General features: G+C 41.7%; 11 protein-coding genes. 6 read left to right on the top strand and 5 right to left on the bottom strand.

Going from position 1 to position 19,231, the window contains the following annotated elements:
- Nucleotides 1–7 precede the first annotated feature (7 nt).
- A complete protein-coding gene (locus E2I05_RS02065) occupies nucleotides 8–1,492 on the bottom strand; it encodes a CYTH domain-containing protein (RefSeq protein WP_121852700.1) in 1,485 nt (494 codons plus the stop codon).
- A gap of 294 nt (nucleotides 1,493–1,786) precedes the next feature.
- On the opposite strand from E2I05_RS02065, the gene E2I05_RS02070 reads away from it, so the two are divergent.
- From E2I05_RS02070 to E2I05_RS02090, 5 genes are all read left to right on the top strand, one after another.
- Nucleotides 1,787–2,467 carry a TIGR00153 family protein gene (locus E2I05_RS02070; protein ID WP_121852699.1) on the top strand — a complete coding sequence of 227 codons (681 nt, stop codon included), beginning with the start codon at nucleotides 1,787–1,789 and terminating at the stop codon, nucleotides 2,465–2,467.
- Between the two features lie 26 nt (nucleotides 2,468–2,493).
- The gene (locus E2I05_RS02075; protein WP_121852698.1) at nucleotides 2,494–3,762 is read left to right on the top strand and encodes an inorganic phosphate transporter; all 1,269 of its coding nucleotides are present in this window, start codon (nucleotides 2,494–2,496) and stop codon (nucleotides 3,760–3,762) included.
- 118 nt (nucleotides 3,763–3,880) lie between these two features.
- The gene (locus tag E2I05_RS02080) at nucleotides 3,881–4,456 is read left to right on the top strand and encodes a TIGR04211 family SH3 domain-containing protein (protein ID WP_121852697.1); all 576 of its coding nucleotides are present in this window, start codon (nucleotides 3,881–3,883) and stop codon (nucleotides 4,454–4,456) included.
- A 278-nt stretch (nucleotides 4,457–4,734) separates the two neighbouring features.
- A complete protein-coding gene (gene putA / locus E2I05_RS02085) occupies nucleotides 4,735–7,914 on the top strand; it encodes a bifunctional proline dehydrogenase/L-glutamate gamma-semialdehyde dehydrogenase PutA (protein ID WP_121852696.1) in 3,180 nt (1,059 codons plus the stop codon).
- 1,390 nt (nucleotides 7,915–9,304) lie between these two features.
- Nucleotides 9,305–13,072, top strand: a complete 3,768-nt coding sequence (locus E2I05_RS02090; protein WP_121852695.1) for a pentatricopeptide repeat-containing protein — start codon at nucleotides 9,305–9,307, stop codon at nucleotides 13,070–13,072.
- Nucleotides 13,073–13,485: 413 nt separating this feature from the next.
- Here E2I05_RS02090 and E2I05_RS02095 read toward each other — a convergent pair whose 3' ends face one another.
- The gene (locus E2I05_RS02095; protein WP_121852694.1) at nucleotides 13,486–14,352 is read right to left on the bottom strand and encodes an AraC family transcriptional regulator; all 867 of its coding nucleotides are present in this window, start codon (nucleotides 14,350–14,352) and stop codon (nucleotides 13,486–13,488) included.
- Nucleotides 14,353–14,665: 313 nt separating this feature from the next.
- Between E2I05_RS02095 and E2I05_RS02100 the strand changes: the two genes are divergently transcribed.
- Complete coding sequence (locus E2I05_RS02100) at nucleotides 14,666–15,052, top strand: hypothetical protein (protein WP_121852693.1); 387 nt, start codon at nucleotides 14,666–14,668, stop codon at nucleotides 15,050–15,052.
- Nucleotides 15,053–15,185: 133 nt separating this feature from the next.
- On the opposite strand, the gene fre is transcribed toward E2I05_RS02100, so the two are convergent.
- The 3 genes from fre to E2I05_RS02115 all read right to left on the bottom strand — a co-directional run bounded on the left by fre (nucleotide 15,186) and on the right by E2I05_RS02115 (nucleotide 19,192).
- Entirely contained in the window at nucleotides 15,186–15,896 is a 711-nt protein-coding gene (fre, locus tag E2I05_RS02105) for an NAD(P)H-flavin reductase (RefSeq protein ID WP_121852692.1), read from the bottom strand.
- A gap of 108 nt (nucleotides 15,897–16,004) precedes the next feature.
- On the bottom strand, nucleotides 16,005–17,471 hold the full coding sequence (gene ubiD, locus E2I05_RS02110) for a 4-hydroxy-3-polyprenylbenzoate decarboxylase (RefSeq protein ID WP_121852691.1): 1,467 nt from the start codon (nucleotides 17,469–17,471) through the stop codon (nucleotides 16,005–16,007).
- A gap of 368 nt (nucleotides 17,472–17,839) precedes the next feature.
- Nucleotides 17,840–19,192, bottom strand: coding sequence for a hypothetical protein (locus tag E2I05_RS02115; protein WP_121852690.1), 1,353 nt, complete (start codon nucleotides 19,190–19,192; stop codon nucleotides 17,840–17,842).
- Nucleotides 19,193–19,231 lie beyond the last annotated feature (39 nt).

Below are 19,231 nucleotides of genomic sequence, written 5' to 3' on the forward strand. Positions count from 1 at the left end.
TTAAGTTTTATGTCCAGTAAGCTTTTGATTTTAAAGCTTTAGTGCGAGTGTGTTCCATAGCAGTGATCAAGGTTGATTGCTTGTCCTCTAACCAGTCATAAGTGGACAAATTTAGGTCGTGTGCATACTTTTTAAGTATTTGGTATCCGTCAAGTAAGGCAATACCTCTGGCTAGGTCAAGCCAAGGTGCTCTGAACTTATCTCTTGGTTTCTGGGCGTATAATTCACCGTATGATAGTCCAACTAAAATAGCCTCTTCTAATAGCGGTGATAATTGCTGATACTCCTCAACGCTCATTTTGGTGTTAGCTGGCATGTGTTGTATGATTTTAGACCAAGTCTGATTTTGCATGTTTGCAGCAAGCAAAGGCAGAGCGAGCATATTATTGTTGCTGTGACTGTCGAAGAGAGTTGCGAGAGTGATCAATTGTATCTGACCATATATCGGTAGCGCCAACAGAGCATTAAGCTCGGTAGCAAAATTAATGTCGTCGAGCTTTTTATCTACAAATTCGATTAATGTTCCATGCTCAACGAAATGGGTAAATTCATATTGATGTTGCTTTACATCCAATAAAGCTCTCGCTAAATCGATAAACGCTAATTGCTTTTCAAGTTGAGAAAATGTCTTACTTAATACTGAGGTTAATGGTTGTATTTGACTTAATGATAATTTTATTAAGCGAATACAAGACCGTAATCTAAACCATAGTTGAGCACACGCTTGACGATCATTAATACAATCTTTAATCATGGCTTCAAGTAATTGCCAGCGCTCTAATCCAGTTTCAAGGAAATTGATAATGGCTTGTTGGCTTGAGCATGATTGAGATATTGGAATAAAGCTTAATGGTGATAAATGGGTGACAGGCGACTTACCTGCTAACTGATAACCTCTTTTTGCTTTACTGGATTTCCCCAAACGTACAGGGATAGTTCTCGCAATCTGAGTGGCTAATGCCACAAGTACACCAGAGTCACCTGAAAGCAATTCAAGCTCCAACTCACAAATGGGCTCGGTACGCGATACGCCACTTAACTCAGAGGTGATATCTCCTATGTCTAAAGCAGCTTCAATTTGACTACCTTGAAAATCGATTATCCAAGTTTGGCGATTAAAATTCGTTTCAAATATGCACACTAATTGTGATTGAGTGTGACTCATCACACAATCACTTGGCCAAATATTTTCAGAAAAAAGTTGCAATACAGGAATTTCCGTTTCTATTTCAACATTATATTCAGGACGTGTGTGAAGCCCACCAACTACAGTACCGGCGGTTTTGATGGTTTGCTCGCTAAAGTTCTCAGCTCGTCTGATCCTCAGCCCCATATCCCAACGCCTAAGCTGCAGATCAGGAGTATCGAAATACTGGTTGGCTAACCACTTGGGCTTTATTGTCTGGCACTGTTCGAGTGTTTGGAAAAACAGCTCAATATTTGTAGTTTGTTCAGTGGTGATAAGTAACTTAAGTTCTATTTCAGATCCCATCAAATTCTGCTCGCGGCGTAATTAAACTTTCATCAAAGTGTCATTTTTTATACACAATGTAACAATGCTGTCATATTCGTTCTGCAAAATTGTTTTTGCGGTCGTAAAATAAACCGCTACAATCGAAAATGATAGCTTGAAGAGAACTACTGATGTTTTTTGAACACAATATGTGCAAAATAACCGTATTAAAAAACACTATTGTGAAAACACAGTTTTAATATGCGAATGCTTAGGTTAACATTCGCCCGCTTTTTCCAATAACGATGGAATAACCTAAATAGGTACACGGCAATGCCAGTAAACTCTATTTTAGGCGTGTTTGCAAAATCGCCAATTAAGCCTCTACAAGAGCACATTGACACAGTACATGCTTGCGCATCACTACTTGTCCCATTTTTCCAAGCCACCAGTAAAGGTGACTGGGGTGAAGCCTTAAAGCTTCGTAAAAAAATCAGTATGACAGAGCGAGAAGCTGACGTACTGAAGCGTGATATCCGCCTGAATCTACCGGGTGGATTATTTATGCCTGTTGAACGTACTGACTTGCTTGAGTTGTTGACTCAACAAGACAAAATCGCCAACAAAGCAAAAGATATTTCTGGCCGGGTGATCGGTCGGAACATGACCATTCCAACAGAAATTGAAGAGCTTTTCTTTGCTTATATCGCTCGCTGCCTCGATGCAGTTGGTATGGCAAAAGAAGCAATCAATGAACTTGATGATCTTTTAGAAACCGGCTTTCGTGGACGCGAAGTCGCTTTAGTAGAAAAAATGATCCTCAAGCTGGATAACATCGAAGAAGACACGGACGATATACAAATTCAGTTAAGACGCCAAGTGTTTGCACTTGAGTCTGAGTTGAATGCGGTTGATGTGATGTTCCTTTACAAAATTATTGAATGGGTAGGCGACTTGGCTGATTTAGCTGAACGAGTCGGTTCCCGTTTAGAGCTGATGTTGGCTCGTGTCTAAATTAAACAGTTTTCAAGGTTATAGAAATGGTTGATGTACTGATCACCAATGGCCCGTGGCTTATTGCTTTTGCGGCTATCTTTGGATTTATCATGGCGTGGGGCATTGGTGCTAATGATGTTGCTAACGCAATGGGCACCTCTGTGGGCTCCAATGCCATTACCATTAAGCAAGCGATCATCATCGCGATGATTTTTGAATTTGCCGGTGCCTATTTGGCAGGCGGAGAGGTGACGAGCACAATACGAAAGGGCATTATCGATTCAGCCTATTTCGTGGACACTCCTGAGTTACTTGTCTACGGAATGATTGCTTCATTATTGGCTGCCGGTATATGGCTAGTTGTCGCTTCTGCACTAGGTTGGCCTGTTTCAACCACACATTCGATTGTAGGCGCTATTGTTGGTTTCGCTGCTGTCGGTGTGAGTACGGATGCCGTAGAATGGGGCAAGGTTGGTGGAATTGTTGGTTCATGGATAATTACTCCAGCCATTTCTGGTTTCCTCGCATTTATGCTTTTCCAAAGTGTTCAAAAGCTTATTTTTAATACTGAAAACCCGCTTGCCAATGCAAAGCGGTACGTGCCGATGTACATGGCACTAGCCGGCTTTGTTATGTCGTTAGTAACCATTAAAAAAGGCCTTAAGCATTTAGGTATTGATTTCAATAATGTTGAAACTTATACCTTAGCAATCGCGATAGCTGCATTGGTTGGTATCGTCGGTAAAATTGCCATTTCTCGTCTTAACCTGAATGAAAGTGCGGATCGTGATACCCATTTCGGTAATGTTGAAAAAGTCTTTGCGATACTTATGGTTTGTACGGCTTGTGCGATGGCGTTTGCCCATGGTTCAAATGATGTAGCGAATGCTATTGGCCCATTAGCCGCCGTCGTTTCTGTTGTTCAAAGTGGCGGTGAAATCGCTAAGAAAGCGGAGTTAGTTTGGTGGATATTACCACTCGGTGCGGTTGGTATTGTGCTTGGTTTGGCGATATTTGGTAAACGTGTAATGCAAACTATTGGTAAAAACATTACTCACTTAACACCGAGCCGTGGTTTTGCCGCTGAGCTGGCCGCTGCATCTACGGTAGTGATTGCATCAGGTACAGGTTTGCCTATTTCAACTACACAAACATTGGTTGGTGCCGTGTTAGGTGTTGGTATGGCACGTGGTATTGCCGCGATTAACCTGAGTGTAGTCAGAAATATTGTGGTTTCGTGGGTAGTAACTTTGCCTGCTGGAGCGGCATTGTCAATTATGTTCTTCTTTATGATCAAAGGCATATTTGGCTAATCCACTGCCAAAAACAATGTAAGTCACATTAAAGAGGGAAGCTATTAAGCTTCCCTCTTGCATTAATGGCTTTAAATCCATAGCATTATAGTTAAATTATTTCGTAGAGAGTCTTCACGTGTTTAGATTGCTTACATTGGTTATTGCTCTAATTATCCCTTTTTCGCTTACTGCTGAAGAGCAACAGCGTTATGTATCCGATAGCGTCTACGTATACATGCACAAGGGTCCAGGTTCCCAATATAAAATTCTCGGCAGTGTTTCTGCGGGAGAGCTTATCACTTTATTACCAGAAGCCTCTGACGGATATTCTAAGATCATAGATAAAAAAGGGCGTGAAGGTTGGATTAGGACGAATTTCGTCAGCAATAAATTAAGCTTAAAGTTGACTGTACCTAAACTTGAACAGCAAATTACAGAGCTTAAGCAGTTGCTTGAACAGGCAAGCAATGAAGTTACATTGCTTCGTGGTGATTTAGATAAAGCAAAACAGCAATTATCAGTAGAGCAAAATGCGAGAGTTGATTCGGATAAAAAGCGGACTGAAGCACAAGCTCAACTTAACGATCTAAAAGATGATTCCCGATATCAGTTTTGGCGTGAGGGTGGGATCATTGCAGGGATTGGCTTAATACTCGGACTGCTGATCGCTTATTTGCCACGCCCGAGCCGTCGTAGTCGCACTAAGTGGTAAAAAAGTCAGTAGAGCGGTGATATTCTCTATATCATCGCTCTTTTAATTACTTTTTAGATAAAAATCAATTCTCGCATACCTATATAGCTTAAGGGGTTGCGGTCATTTCGAACATTTAGATCAAACAAATTTCAAATTCCAATTCACAACAGTGTTCTAAGTCACATTTTGGCGGTATAATCCGCCCAATATTAATATTGTATACAAAAACGGTTGATTTAATCCTCCGATAATAATAGCGCAGCACGCCCATTCAGGGCCTTAATGGAAGCACCACTATGTTCAAAGCGAGTGAAGTACTGGCAGGTTATTACGACAACGCCAATCTTTGTGAACTGTTCACAGCCATTAGTAATAATTATGTTGTGAATGAAGAGCAGTATCTTTCTGAGTTAATTAAGCTTATTCCTTCATCTGATGACGAAATTAATCGTGTGACCCAACGAGCACACGATTTAGTTGCCAAAGTCCGTCAGTATGAGAAAAAAGGTTTAATGGTTGGTATTGATGCTTTTTTGCAACAATACAGTTTGGATACTCAAGAAGGCATTATTTTAATGTGCCTTGCAGAGGCGCTATTACGCATACCTGATTCGGCAACGGCTGATGCACTTATCGGTGATAAGCTTTCGGGTGCAAAATGGGATGAGCACATTAGGCAAAGTGATTCTTTGCTGGTGAATGCTTCTACTTGGGGGCTTATGCTTACAGGTAAAATTGTCAAACTCGACAAAAATGTAGACGGTAAGCCCAGTAACTTAATTGGAAGATTAGTGAATCGCCTTGGTGAACCAGTGATCCGTCAATCTATGCTTGCTGCCATGAAAATCATGGGCAAACAGTTTGTTTTAGGTCGTACGATTCAAGAAGGCTTAAAAAACAGCGAAGATAAACGTAAGTTGGGCTACACCCACAGTTACGATATGCTGGGTGAAGCTGCGTTGACTGAAACAGATGCGAAAAAATATTTCAACGAGTATTCTGAGGCCATTCAAGCACTTGGTGCACAACGCTACTTAGAGTCAGAAGCCCCTCGACCTACCGTATCGATCAAATTGACCGCTTTACACCCTCGCTATGAGGTGGCTAATACGGAGCGCACACTTACCGAGTTATACGATAGAGTGATTGAGCTGATCCAGCTAGCTCGAAGTGTCAATATTGGTATTACGATTGATGCAGAAGAAATGGATCGCTTAGAGCTGTCATTACAATTATTCCAAAAGTTGTATCAGTCAGAAGCCGCAAAAGGTTGGGGATTACTTGGCTTAGTGGTTCAAGCTTACTCAAAACGAGCATTACCAGTACTAGTATGGCTCACCAAGCTTTCTAAAGATCAAGGCGATGAAATTCCGTTGCGCCTTGTTAAAGGTGCCTATTGGGATAGTGAACTCAAATGGGCACAAGAAAACGGAGAAGCCGGCTACCCACTCTATACCCGTAAATCGGGCAGTGATTTATCCTATCTCGCCTGTGCTCGTTACTTGTTATCTGATAAAACTCGTGGTGCAATATATCCGCAGTTTGCGACACATAACGCACAAACCGTTGCCGCTATTTGTGACATAGCTGGAGATCGTAATTACGAATTTCAACGCCTACATGGTATGGGTGAAGAGCTGTACGACACTATGCTTGCAGAGGCTGGTGTTAATACAGTTCGTATATATGCGCCTATTGGTGCTCATAAAGACTTATTGCCGTATTTGGTACGTCGTCTACTTGAAAACGGTGCCAATACCTCATTTGTGCATAAGTTAGTGGATCCTAAAACGCCCATTGAATCGCTTGTTGTGCATCCATTGAGGAACATACAACGCTTCAAAAGCTTAGCGAATAATAAAATTGTACAGCCAGCTGATATTTTCGGCGCAGAGCGTAAAAATTCTAAGGGATTAAATATGAACATTGCTTCTGAATCACAACCATTTTTTGCCGCACTGGATAACTATAAAAATACTCAATGGCAGGCAGGACCCATCATTAATGGTGAAGTGGTTACAGGCGATGCTTTAGATGTTGTCAGTCCGTTCGATACCACAAAAGTTGTAGGCACAGTTGTTCATGCAGATAGCGCGGCCATAGAGCAAGCAATGGCGTCGGCTCAAAACGCATTCAGTACTTGGTCGGGCACGCCTGTCGAAACCAGAGCCACAGCCCTTCAAAAGCTCGCTGACTTATTGGAAGAAAACCGAGAAGAGTTGATTGCACTTTGTACCCGCGAAGCGGGCAAAAGCATTCAAGACGGCATTGACGAAGTCCGCGAAGCCGTCGATTTCTGTCGCTATTACGCTGTTCATGCGAAAAGGCTGATGGCAAAGCCAGAATTGATGCCAGGACCTACCGGTGAGCTGAATGAGCTATTTCTTCAAGGTCGTGGTGTCTTTGTTTGTATTAGTCCGTGGAACTTCCCGCTAGCGATTTTCCTTGGACAAGTTTCAGCAGCATTAGCGGCTGGTAATACCGTTGTGGCAAAACCCGCAGAGCAAACGTGTTTAGTGGGCTTTCGTGCCGTTCAACTTGCACATCAAGCGGGTATTCCTGCTGATGCACTGCAATTTCTACCGGGTACAGGAGCAACAGTTGGCGCAGCTATCACAGGCGATGAACGCATTGGTGGTGTATGTTTTACGGGTTCTACCGTTACCGCAAAAGTTATTCACCGCACATTAGCGAATCGCGAAGGTGCGATTATTCCTTTAATCGCCGAAACCGGTGGTCAGAATGCAATGGTGGTCGACTCAACATCACAACCAGAGCAAGTGGTTAACGATGTTGTGGCAGGCTCATTCACTAGTGCAGGTCAACGTTGTTCGGCACTGCGTGTGCTTTATGTGCAAAAAGATATTGCTGAAAGAGTGATTGATTTGATGAAAGGCGCAATGGATGAATTGTCTATTGGCACACCAGAGCTGATTAAAACGGATGTGGGTCCAGTCATTGATGCCACAGCGAAAGCTAATTTGGATGCGCATATCAGCCATATTCAGCAAGTAGGTAAGTTGATTAAAACCGTTGAGTTATCATCAAATACTGAAAACGGTCACTTTGTAGCACCAACTGCGGTTGAAATTGATTCTATCAAAGTCCTTGAGAAAGAGCATTTTGGCCCAATACTGCATGTGATCCGTTATGACGCTAAAGATCTTAACAAGGTTATTGAAGAGATAAACAGCACAGGTTTTGGTCTGACACTGGGCATACATAGCCGTAACGAAGGTCACGCCCTAGAGCTGGCAAAACGAATTGATGCGGGTAATATTTACATCAATCGTAATCAAATTGGTGCGGTGGTAGGTGTTCAGCCATTTGGTGGACATGGCCTGTCTGGTACAGGGCCTAAAGCGGGTGGACCAAACTACTTGATGAGTTTTATCACTGAAAAAACTCGCACTAACAACATCACATCTATCGGCGGTAACGCTACGTTATTGTCGTTAGGTGATAGCGAAGATTAAGCCGTAAGTTCCACTGTGAATGTTGTAAAAAAAGCTAGGGTCTGTTGATCTTTCGTGATTGTTTTTGCAGCGATAAATTGGTTATTTTATGCAAGGCAGAGTTTGTGAGGTTTGGTTATTATCGACATACAAAACTGTCGTTACTTCGTTTCCAAATAAGAAAACGATAACGCAGCACCTTTGATTTAGAAAGAGCGACCAATTTACGCTCTCTCTTTTTTCGATGCTTTTGAGTATTCACTGTTCTGTGTTGTGACCAGCTCACTTAGATGGCTAAGCATCACTGCTCACGCTTTGAACAGATAAATGCTCAAATAGCACAAAATTTAATCCTTAAAGATCAACAGACCCTAACCTTTTTGGTTAGCTTTTTTGTTAGTGGGATATAAAAACTGTATTGGAATTAGCAAGGTTTTGGGCAAACACCACAAGATTCATAAGTCTTATACCAATTACAGTAATTAATTTCCCACTCAGCAAGAGCTAAAGGGTTTCAGTACAAGGCGCAAGTTTGAAGTACTATATACCCTAACGGCCGCCATACAAAGCTGGCGTTCAACGCACTTCATGCTTTTGTCGGGATAATTCAAAAACTTGTAACATAGTAATGGAATTCTTTAGCCTTGTCCTTCGGGAGCTTGTATGTGTCCAAATTACTACGCAAAACTGTCTCAACGTAGAATAACTATGTCTTCATCAATTTAACTTGTACTTTGAACCTAGAAACATCAGTTGACTGCGTTCTTAAGCGTAGAAAAAATGGCTGATAGTAAGGCGTAGCTTGCAGCAAGTAGTTATTCTACTTGCAAAAGTTACAACGCAGATAGCAGTCATTTTAGCAAGCTTGTGAGCGTAGAGCACTTCACTCATTGGGTGAAAGCCATGATGATAAAATCATCATATTGCTCAAGCAGTTACTCGTATACTCAGCGTTCAACTGATGTTTTTAGGTTGAACACATACATAGCTCTGAGCTGGGAGTTTAATTACTGTAATTGGTATTACCTAAAACCTCACATCATGCCCGAATGCCATAGCCGAGCATCCAGTGTCTTTTTTTGCAGTTAAATATATACATTAACGGCACAAAATTTCATGTTTTAATTGAAGTTTCTGCCAAACTTAAAAGCCTGTACTCGTAACTGTTTAACGATGTAATGAGATAGAAAATCAACATTTCTACCTAGGGTTCGGACAAAACCAATTTACGCTCAATTTCATTATTTTTTTAAGTCTGAGGTACAACGATGAGCTACGAAACGGCTCCTCCGTGCAGTGGATCATTTTCTGTTATACATTTATAGAATGCCTTAAAGCTGAATAATTTTGTATTTATCTATTCAGTGCGTTATTTCTTGCTTGTTAATTCACTCACTTATTGAGTAATGTGATGGCGACAGTGCGCACTTCTGCTGAGCAACAATCAATATATATATTCATGCTCAAAAGTCTCCAAGAATACCCTAGCGAAGCCGTATCCTATCTGAACTTTGAGGTTTCATGGTTTGATGATAATGAAGAGTTACAACAGGGTTATCAAAGATTAAGCAAAGTCGATAGACAAAAGCTGTATGATTTTTTCAACAATAAATCATCGTCGACTCGCTCTGACTCTCGCACACGAGAGGCTCATTATCGTAAGAAGCCAAGTAATGCTCGCCAACGTTTTTCAACTGAACCCTTCTCCAATACTCCCAAATCGAGCACTCGATATACTAAGCAAATACAGCAACCACCCTCCTCTGTTTCCTTTTTTACTCAGACCAGTGAGCTTATTCACTCCTGGAAACTTAAACAGAAAACCAAAAATCAACTGGGTATTGAGTTAAATGCATTAATTTTTGGTTGCACTAAACTTTCACAGCTTATTGAAATCATTCGCACCCTAAAAAACGACAAAATAGTCATGGAAGCATCATGGGACATAAGGTCAATACATAAACTGTTACACAAAGCCGCCGAGTTTTCTGGCAGCCATTCATCTAATTTTGACGGCATTTTTAGTGACATAATACGATTTAAATCGTCCTATGAAGCGAAAACATGCACACTATTACTGAAGTTAATTAAGTTAAATTTAAATTTTTCAGATGGCAAAAGGTTGGTGCTAGGCAATGCAGCTGAAACCAGCATAATGCAACAATGGGGCATCATGCCTGATGTTGCCGTTTACAATGCCTTTATCACGGTATGCGCTAAAACGGGTCAGTTTGATAGTGCTTGGCAACTGGTGTGTGGTGATAAGCCTGTGATGGCACCTTATTTGCCATTAAAAGCCAATCATATCACCTGCGTTAATTTGCTAACGGCCTGCGCTGAAATGAAGCGTTATGCAGAAGCCAAATCATTAGTGTTGGGCGATGGATATACAGCTACAGACAGCTTAATGCAACGGTGGGGCATCAAGCCTAATGTTGCCATTTACAGCGCCTTTATCACGGTATGCGCTAAAACGGGCCAGTTTGATAGTGCTTGGCAACTGGTGTGTGGTGATAAGCTCGTGATGGCACCTCATTTGCCATTAAAAGCCAATCAAATCACCTGCATGAATTTGCTGTCTGCCTGCGCTGAAATGGATCGTTATGCAGAAGCCAAATCATTGGTATTGGGTGATACAACTACAGTTACAGCCAGCTTAATGCAGCAGTGGCGCATCAAGCCTAACGTTGCCATTTACAATGCTTTTATCAGGGTATGCGCTAAAACAAGCCAGTTTGATAGTGCTTGGCAACTGGTGTGTGGTGACAAGCCTGTGATGACGCCTTATTTGCCATTAAAAGCCGATAAAATCACCTGCCTGAATTTGCTGACGGCCTGCGCTGAAGCGGGGCGTTATGCCGAAGCCAAATCATTGGTGTTGGGCGATGGCAATACAACTACAGCCAGCTTAATGCAACAATGGGGCATCAAGCCAGATGTTGCCATTTACAATGCTTTTATCACGGTATGCGCAAAAACCGGCCAGTTTGATAGTGCTTGGCAACTGGTGTGTGGTGATAAGCCCGTGATGGCACCTCATTTGCTATTAAAAGCCAATCAAATCACCTGCATGAATTTGCTGACTGCCTGCGCTGAAGCGAGGCGTTATGCCAAAGCCAAATCATTGGTGTTGGGCGATGGCGATACAACTACAGCTAGCTTAATGCAACAATGGGGCATCAAGCCTGATGTTGCCATTTACAATGCTTTTATCACGGTATGCGCAAAAACCGGCCAGTTTGATAGTGCTTGGCAACTGGTGTGTGGTGATAAGTCCTTGATGGCACCTCATTTGCTATTAAAAGCCAATCAAATCACCTGCACGAATTTGCTGACGGCCTGCGCAGAAACGGGGCGTTATGCCGAAGCCAAATCATTGGTGTTGGGCGATGGCAATACAGCTACAATCAGCTTTATGCAGCAGTGGGGCATAAAGCCTGATGTTGCCATTTACAATGCCTTTATCACGGTATGCGCTAAAACTGACCAATTTAATAGTGCTTGGCAACTGGTGTGTGGTGATAAGTCCTTGATGGCACCTCATTTGTCATTAAAGGCCAATAAAATCACCTGCATTAATTTGCTAACTGCCTGCGCTGAATTGGAGCGTTATGCCGAAGCCAAATCATTGGTGTTGGGCGATGGCGATACAGACAGCTTAATGCAACAATGGGGCATTAAGCCTGATGTAGGCATTTACAGCGCCTTTATCACGGTATGCGCTAGAACTGACCAGTTCGATAGTGCTTGGCAACTGACTTGTGGTGGCAAGCCTGTGATGGCACCTCATTTGCCATTAAAAGCCAATCAAATCACCTGCACGAATTTGCTAACAGCCTGCGCTGAAACGGGGCGTTATGCCGAAGCCAAATCATTGGTGTTGGGCGATGGCAATACAGTCAGCTTAATGCAACGGTGGGGCATCAAGCCTAATGTTCCTATTTACTGTGCCTTTATCATGGTATGCGCTAAAACGAGCCAGTTTGATAGTGCTTGGCAACTGGTGTGTGGTGATAAGCCCGTGATGGCACCTCATCTACCACTAAAGGCAGATTCAATCACTTGCATAAACTTGCTGAGAGCCTGCGCTGAAACGGGGCGTTATGCCGAAGCAAAATCATTGGTGTTGGGCGATGGCGATAAAACTACAGCCAGCTTAATGCAGCAGTGGGACATTAAGCCTGATGCTGCCGTTTACAGTGCCTTTATCACGGTATGCGCTAAAACTGGCCAGTTTGATAGTGCTTGGCAACTGGTGTGTGGTGATAAGCCCGTGATGGCACCTCATTTGCCATTAAAAGCCGATAAAATCACCTGCATAAATTTGTTGACGGCCTGCGCTGAAGTGGGACGTTATGCCGAAGCCAAATCATTGGTGTTGGGAGATGGCAATACAACTACAACCAGCTTAATGCAACAATGGGGCATTAAGCCTAATGTTGCCATTTACAATGCTTTTATCACGGTATGCGCTAAAACGGGTCAGTTTGATAGTGCTTGGCAACTGGTGTGTGGTGATAAGCCCGTGATGGCACCTCATTTGTCATTAAAGGCCTGTCAAATCACCTGCATGAATTTACTGACGGCCTGCGCTGAAGCGGGGCGTTATGCCGAAGCCAAATCATTGGTGTTGGGCGATGGCGATACAGATACAACCAGCTTAATGAAACAATGGGGCATCAAGCCTGATGTTGCCATTTACAATGCCTTTATTAAAGTATGTATTAAGGCTAAGGAATTTGACGCTGAAATATGGTATTTAGAAAAAATTATGAACGAATGTAACATGAGTACTCCTTCACAAATACATGCTCAACTTGCGCCGCTGGAAAAAGATAATTTCGCAAGCATGATTGATAAAGGGATAACACAAGGAATATATAAAAAAAATGTTGGCTTAATGAATCATTGTATAGATTTGCATATGGATAAAATCTTCGAAGGACATTCAGACGATGGTACACATATTCGAGGTGTTCCATTAGCTTTCGCAAAACTATTATTTTGTTACCACAAACAAAACAATGAACCCAAGATAACATCGATCATAACTGGATATCATGGCAATAATACGTTAAAAAATGGAATGATAAGTTTTCTCAAAGATGAATTTGAACTTGAGTTTATCGAGGATAGATTCAACTCAGGAAGAATAGTATTGAGCGAGTCTACCCATTAACTTGATACTAGCGAACACACTTTTTAGTATGATCGCATCATAAAAAGAACATCATAGAACAACGACAATATTATAATGTTAAACTTAAAAACATCAGTTGAACGCTGAGTATATGAGTAACTGTTTGAGCAATACGATGATTTTATTATCATGGATTGCACCCAATGAGTGAAGTGCTCTACGCTCACAAGCTTGCTAAAATGGCTGCAATCTGCGTTGCAACTTTTGCAAGTAGAATAACTATTTGCTGCAAGCTACGCCTTACTATCAGCCATTTTTTCTACGCTTGAAAAAGCAGTCAACTGATGTTTCTAGGTTAAATGCATTTTTGTTCTAAATGGTTTTAGGGCAAGTTTGAGTTAACTGCCTCAAATGAAACTGAGTCTATTTAATTGAAATTTTATAGAAATTTCTTAAAATCGTGATGCTCCGGGGCCGTAACCAAAGTGACGTTTAAAGGCTTTTGCAAACGCAGCGTCGCTTTGGTAGCCGACTTCTAGTGCCACTTGAAATACAGAATCGCCACTCTTTAAACGCTTTTGCGCCGAAGACAATCTTAGTCTGGTGAGATACTCAAGAGGAGAGAGACCAAGATATGATTTAAAGTGCTGAGCAAAACTGGCTCTTGAATAACCACCAATCTCAGCTAAATTTTGCACTGACCAATTGAATCCTAAATCATTTTGAATTGCTGTCAGCACCTTATACATTTTAGGATCTTGTATGGCTTTAAAAAAACCGACTTTCTCAGGTTCATCAGCCAGCGAGCGGAGTACCGACATAAAAAACACTTCACTCATTCTTGATAGCATCACGTTGCTACTAAGCGCTCCAAGTTCAACTTCAGCGACTAATGCATGGATCAAGAAACGATTTAAATTATGATCGCTGTTTTGTTTAAGAATTATGCAAGCTGGGAGTTGCTGCAGGAGTGGGTGGGTTTTATCCTCTGAAAAATCAAAGTAGCCGCATACTAAGCCCGTACTTTGTGGAAATGATTGATCCATGGCATAGCTGATAAACGGAGCATCTGGATTTGCTGTTGAACTATTAGAGATAAGGTGCTGGCTGTCATGGGGAAAAATCACCATGTCACCTGCGTTTAATTCGACACCTTGATGTTCTTGTGTATGGAGATACGCATTGCCACTGCTAATAAAGTGAAAACTGGCGTGACCTGAGCCTGACGTATCGGTTGACCACGTATTGCACATTTTTGCTCGATGAAAAATCGTCGCATTGAGATGAAAACTGCTTAAAATTTGATTCAGCAACTGCATGTGAATTCCTTTTAGAGATCTAGCGATTTAGAAAGTACCAATCTTTGTCATACCAGCGAAGGCTGGTATCCAGTGACTTTTATAGAAAAAAGCAAAGGCACTAGACTACCGACATACAAAACTGTCGTTACTTCGTTTCCAGCCTGCGCTGGAGTGACGAGAAATCATCGGTATACTTTCTTCCGCAACTTTCCTTAGACGATTGGACATAAGTCTCAGACTCGGGAGCATACCGCACCTTTACGGGTTTGCCTATGATATATCCAAGGTTACAAAACATTTAAAAACTTTATTAAATAGAAGGAATTCATACATGTTAAAATCATTCACTAAATTAGTTAGCATTGCCGTTTTGAGCATTAGTACATTATTTGCAGGTTTTAGCACTGCGGCTACACCTCAAAAGAACGAAGACGGCGTGACTGTTATCCATTTGGATCAGCATGGCGGTCACTTTAGTGCAAAAGATACTTTGGCTGGTTTGAAAGAAGGTAAATACCAATTCGTCATAACCAATAAAGCGGACAAGTTAGTTGGCTTCCAACTACAAAACTTCACGACCCATGAACAGCTTGATATGTTTCCTCTAGAAGTTGGACAAACTAAAAAGACTGACGTGATTACTGTTACTAAAGCGGGTGTTCGTTTTCGTTGTCCAATCAACCCAACACCTTGGTATGATTTAGACGTAATCAACTAATTAATATCGTAATTAGAAGAAACTTCACTTCCATCAATAGTATCAATAGTATCAATAATGAAGCTAAAAGCCTTCCACTTAAACAAGTGGAAGGCTTTTTGATTGGAAAATGTAATCTGAGTAAAGCTGTTACTTAGGGAATAAAAGCAAAAGCATCACCAAAGAGGTGTGCTTCATTGACTTTCATGGTACGCAATAGTTCACGGGCTGCCGCAGCCATATCGAATCGACCAGCGATATAAATATCGTAAGCGGAGACATCGGTGAAATCATGTTTTACTTGTTCTAATAAATTTGCGGTTTTACCTGCCCAATTATCATCAGAATCTTCGATTACAGGAATAAAGGTTAACCAAGGGTGTTGTTCATGCCAACATTCAGCTTGTGCTTGATAGTACATTGCGTCTTGATTACGGCAACCCCAATATAAAATGGTTTCGGTATTACTTTGCTGCTCGATTTGGTGCTCTACTATGCTCTTTATATATGAAAATCCTGTACCGCCAGCAATTAATAATCGTGGGCGAGTGCTGTCATGACGCAAATGTGCGGTGCCAGCAGGGATTTCGACATCAATAGTATGAGCATCTGCTAGGCATTGTTTTAGCCTTTCTACAACTTGCATTGGATAGCTTTCGGCGACAGCGGCTCCAATGTGGAGCTCAATGTTTCTTGCATGAGGGGCGCTTGCGATTGAAAATGGACGCTTATCGTTCTCGTCCATGATCACAGATAAATATTGACCAGCTTTAAAATCAACAGGCTCAGATGGCGCCAAGATGACTTGATAAACGGCGTCGTTAAATGGGGTAATGCTTTTGACATAACAAGATAGGGTTTTCATCTCGCTTCCATGTGCTCCTAATTATTGTTCTTAGAACGGTTTTAATAATGGTGATTCATTGAATTGCAGAGCAAGCTAACGGAAAATGCCCATTAGCCTTTATTAGATTTAATCGAGATCTAATTTGTCCCACATATCATCAACTTTTTGTTTAACGTCTTCAGACATGACAATGGGAGTGCCCCATTCGCGAGTTGTTTCACCTTCCCACTTATTGGTTGCATCCATTCCCATTTTAGAACCTAATCCCGCCACAGGTGAGGCGAAATCAAGATAGTCAATCGGGGTGTTATCAACCATAGTTGTGTCACGGCTTGGATCCATACGAGTTGTGATCGCCCAAATGACATCATTCCAATCACGGCAATTGACATCTTCATCGACGATGATGATGAATTTGGTATACATGAATTGACGTAAAAACGACCAAGCCCCCATCATAATTCGTTTGGCGTGACCAGGATATTGCTTACGGATAGATATCACGGCCATTCGGTAGGAACATCCTTCAGGCGGCAAATAAAAATCAACAATTTCAGGGTACTGCTTACGTAAAATGGGGACAAAAACTTCGTTGAGTGCCACCCCTAACATCGCAGGCTCATCAGGTGGACGGCCAGTATAAGTGCTGTGATAAATGGCATCTTTGCGATGTGTGATATGAGTGACAGTAAATACAGGGAAGAACTCAGTCTCATTATAATAACCAGTGTGATCGCCATAAGGGCCTTCTTCCGCGACTTCTTCTGGATCAATATAACCTTCAAGAATTATCTCACTGGTAGCAGGCACTTCAAGATCACAGCTTAATGCTTTACAGACTTCTGTTCGTGCGCCTCGCAGTAAACCTGCAAAGGCATATTCACTCATTGAATCAGGAACAGGTGTTACCGCTCCAAGTATCGTAGCCGGATCGCTACCAAGTGCAACGACTACAGGGTATTTTTCACCGGGGTGTTTCTCTTTAAAATCTTTAAAGTCGAGCGCGCCACCGCGATGATCTAGCCAGCGCATGATAAGCTTATTTTTATTGAGCAATTGTTGACGATAAATGCCTAAATTCTGACGTTTTTGGCGTGGACCTTTAGTGATTGTTAGGCCCCATGTAACCAGTGGGGCGGCATCACCCGGCCAACAATGCTGAATCGGCAGTTTGGTTAAATCAACCTCATCATCTTTAATAATGACTTGTTGGCAAGGCGCGGAATTGATTGTTTTTGTCGGCATTTTTAACGCCTGAGAAAATTTTGGTAATTTACTGATGGCATCTTTAAACCCTGCTGGTGGCTCAGGTTCTTTTAAAAATGCTAATAACTCTCCGACTTCGCGTAATTCGAGCGGATCATTTTTGCCAAGTGCCATGGCAACCCGTTTTGGGGTACCAAAAAGATTGGCTAGAACCGGCATCGAGTGGCCAATCGGATTTTCAAAAAGTAAAGCAGGACCTTGAGCACGTAAAACGCGATCTGCGATTTCAGTCATTTCTAGATTAGGATCAACGGCATGGTTGATACGCTTTAGCTCACCATTGGCTTCGAGGTGCTCAATAAACTGGCGTAAATCCTTAAAACTCATATGCGGGAACTCTTAACGAAGAATTTAAATATGGCGGCAACTATAGCAGTTTTATGCTTGAGTCGTCACAGTAATTGGGAGGTGAATGTGTAATAGCTTCAATTCGTTGGTCAGTGGTTTAACCTAGAAACATCAGTTGACTGCGTTCTCAAGTGTAGAAAAAATGGCTGATATTAAGGCGTAGCTTGCAGCAAGTAGTTATTCTACTTGCAAAAGTTACAACGCAGATAGCAGCCATTTTAGCAAGCTTGTGAGCGTAGAGCATTTCACTCATTGGGTGAAAAACATGATAATAAAATCATCGTATTGCTCAAACAGTTACTCATATACTCAGCGTTCAACTGATGTTTTTAGGTTTAAGATTTGAGCTACCAGTTGATGATGTCATAAAGGTTGTGAGTGAGAGAATGAGCCACAGGATCTTGAACAAATAATTCCACTTGTTGCTGATATTTATTTTGCACATGCTGGCGAATCCACTTTTTAACATCGGCTCTAGAAGCTCTGTGATCGTATAATTTGGTATTTTCCTCCGCATTTGTATAGCAAATTCCTTGTCCAATAATAGCCGCCCCTGTAGCGTGCATCATGGTCAATAATAATGCATACTGATCTGCAGTCAGTAAATCCTTATCACTCCCTTTTATGGCAAGATGACATAGTTCATTGGTGATGTAATTTCTGCAGCCTAGATGTATTGCTCTGTCACCTAAAGTGGGTGTAACTAGGCTTGATAAGTCAAACAGTTTGACTTGTTCGCCAACATGTTTGATGGCCATGTTTCTTGGTTGAATATCTCTTAAAAATATTTGATTTGCGTGTATGCTTTTTATGTCATTGCATAGTGCTTTGAACTGAGTGACTTTAATTTTCCTGAAATGCGAAATGTAATCGTTATAGACTTCTTTTCCGGCGTTGGCTGTGAGCATTGTACGTCTGCGGATGATTACGCCAGGAACTAAGGACGGATAGGGTTTTACAATGCGTGCAACGGCCCTGTTGTGGATAATTTGTTCATTGGTGAAATCCTCGTGTATAGAGCGCAAGCTCAACTCAATAAAATCTTCACTTTTATTGGCAATGAACATGTTTCCACCGAGCCTTGATTCATAAGAACTGTCTACTTCGGCCCAGCCATTTTCAGATTCAACACTTTTATCTGTTATCCAATGTTTTTTAGCTCCAACAGGTGTAAAGGGGTTATTTTTGTGAGTGTCGCAGTACCAAGTGATTTCATTGTCTGTACGATCGATGCAGAGAAACGAACAAAATACTCCGTGTAACTGAGGCTCAGCACATTCGCTTATACTGTGCTTTTCTGATTCGGGGATAAGGGCGTCTTGAGGCGTTTTACACTCTGGTCCTGAAGGTGGTTCTGACGAGTTAGTTTGCTGAAAAGAGGCCGACTCCTCAGTAAGTTTTTGTAATGCTAATAAGATACTTGATGAATAATCCTCTTCAAAAGACTTGAAAAAGTTGACCGCTTTAAGCCTGAGCCAATGCATGCCTTCAGTATTATTAAATACTTCAACTTGGACAGGTACATTAAGTATTAATGTCGAATGACTTGGTTCGTTACTGCAAGTGACCATGTATTGACGATTACCTTTAAGATCAAATATGCAACAATTTGAGTCGTATTTGTCGCTTTTGATGCATTGAGGATATTGTTTGATGTATTTAATCAAACTTGCCGTGTTCTGGTCAGTTAATGCAGTCATTTCTCAGTTATTTATTAGAGTCCTAGTCTTTGATAAGTA

Origin of the sequence: Parashewanella spongiae, assembly GCF_004358345.1 — a bacterium.
In the GTDB taxonomy this organism is placed as follows: domain Bacteria; phylum Pseudomonadota; class Gammaproteobacteria; order Enterobacterales; family Shewanellaceae; genus Parashewanella; species Parashewanella spongiae.

Coding starts and splice junctions, on each gene's coding strand:
- E2I05_RS02065 (WP_121852700.1), bottom strand. CDS start 1,492: ATGGGATCTGAAATAGAACTTAAGTTACTTATCACCACTGAACAAACT.
- E2I05_RS02070 (WP_121852699.1), top strand. CDS start 1,787: ATGCCAGTAAACTCTATTTTAGGCGTGTTTGCAAAATCGCCAATTAAG.
- E2I05_RS02075 (WP_121852698.1), top strand. CDS start 2,494: ATGGTTGATGTACTGATCACCAATGGCCCGTGGCTTATTGCTTTTGCG.
- putA (WP_121852696.1), top strand. CDS start 4,735: ATGTTCAAAGCGAGTGAAGTACTGGCAGGTTATTACGACAACGCCAAT.
- E2I05_RS02090 (WP_121852695.1), top strand. CDS start 9,305: ATGGCGACAGTGCGCACTTCTGCTGAGCAACAATCAATATATATATTC.
- E2I05_RS02095 (WP_121852694.1), bottom strand. CDS start 14,352: ATGCAGTTGCTGAATCAAATTTTAAGCAGTTTTCATCTCAATGCGACG.
- E2I05_RS02100 (WP_121852693.1), top strand. CDS start 14,666: ATGTTAAAATCATTCACTAAATTAGTTAGCATTGCCGTTTTGAGCATT.
- fre (WP_121852692.1), bottom strand. CDS start 15,896: ATGAAAACCCTATCTTGTTATGTCAAAAGCATTACCCCATTTAACGAC.
- ubiD (WP_121852691.1), bottom strand. CDS start 17,471: ATGAGTTTTAAGGATTTACGCCAGTTTATTGAGCACCTCGAAGCCAAT.
- E2I05_RS02115 (WP_121852690.1), bottom strand. CDS start 19,192: ATGACTGCATTAACTGACCAGAACACGGCAAGTTTGATTAAATACATC.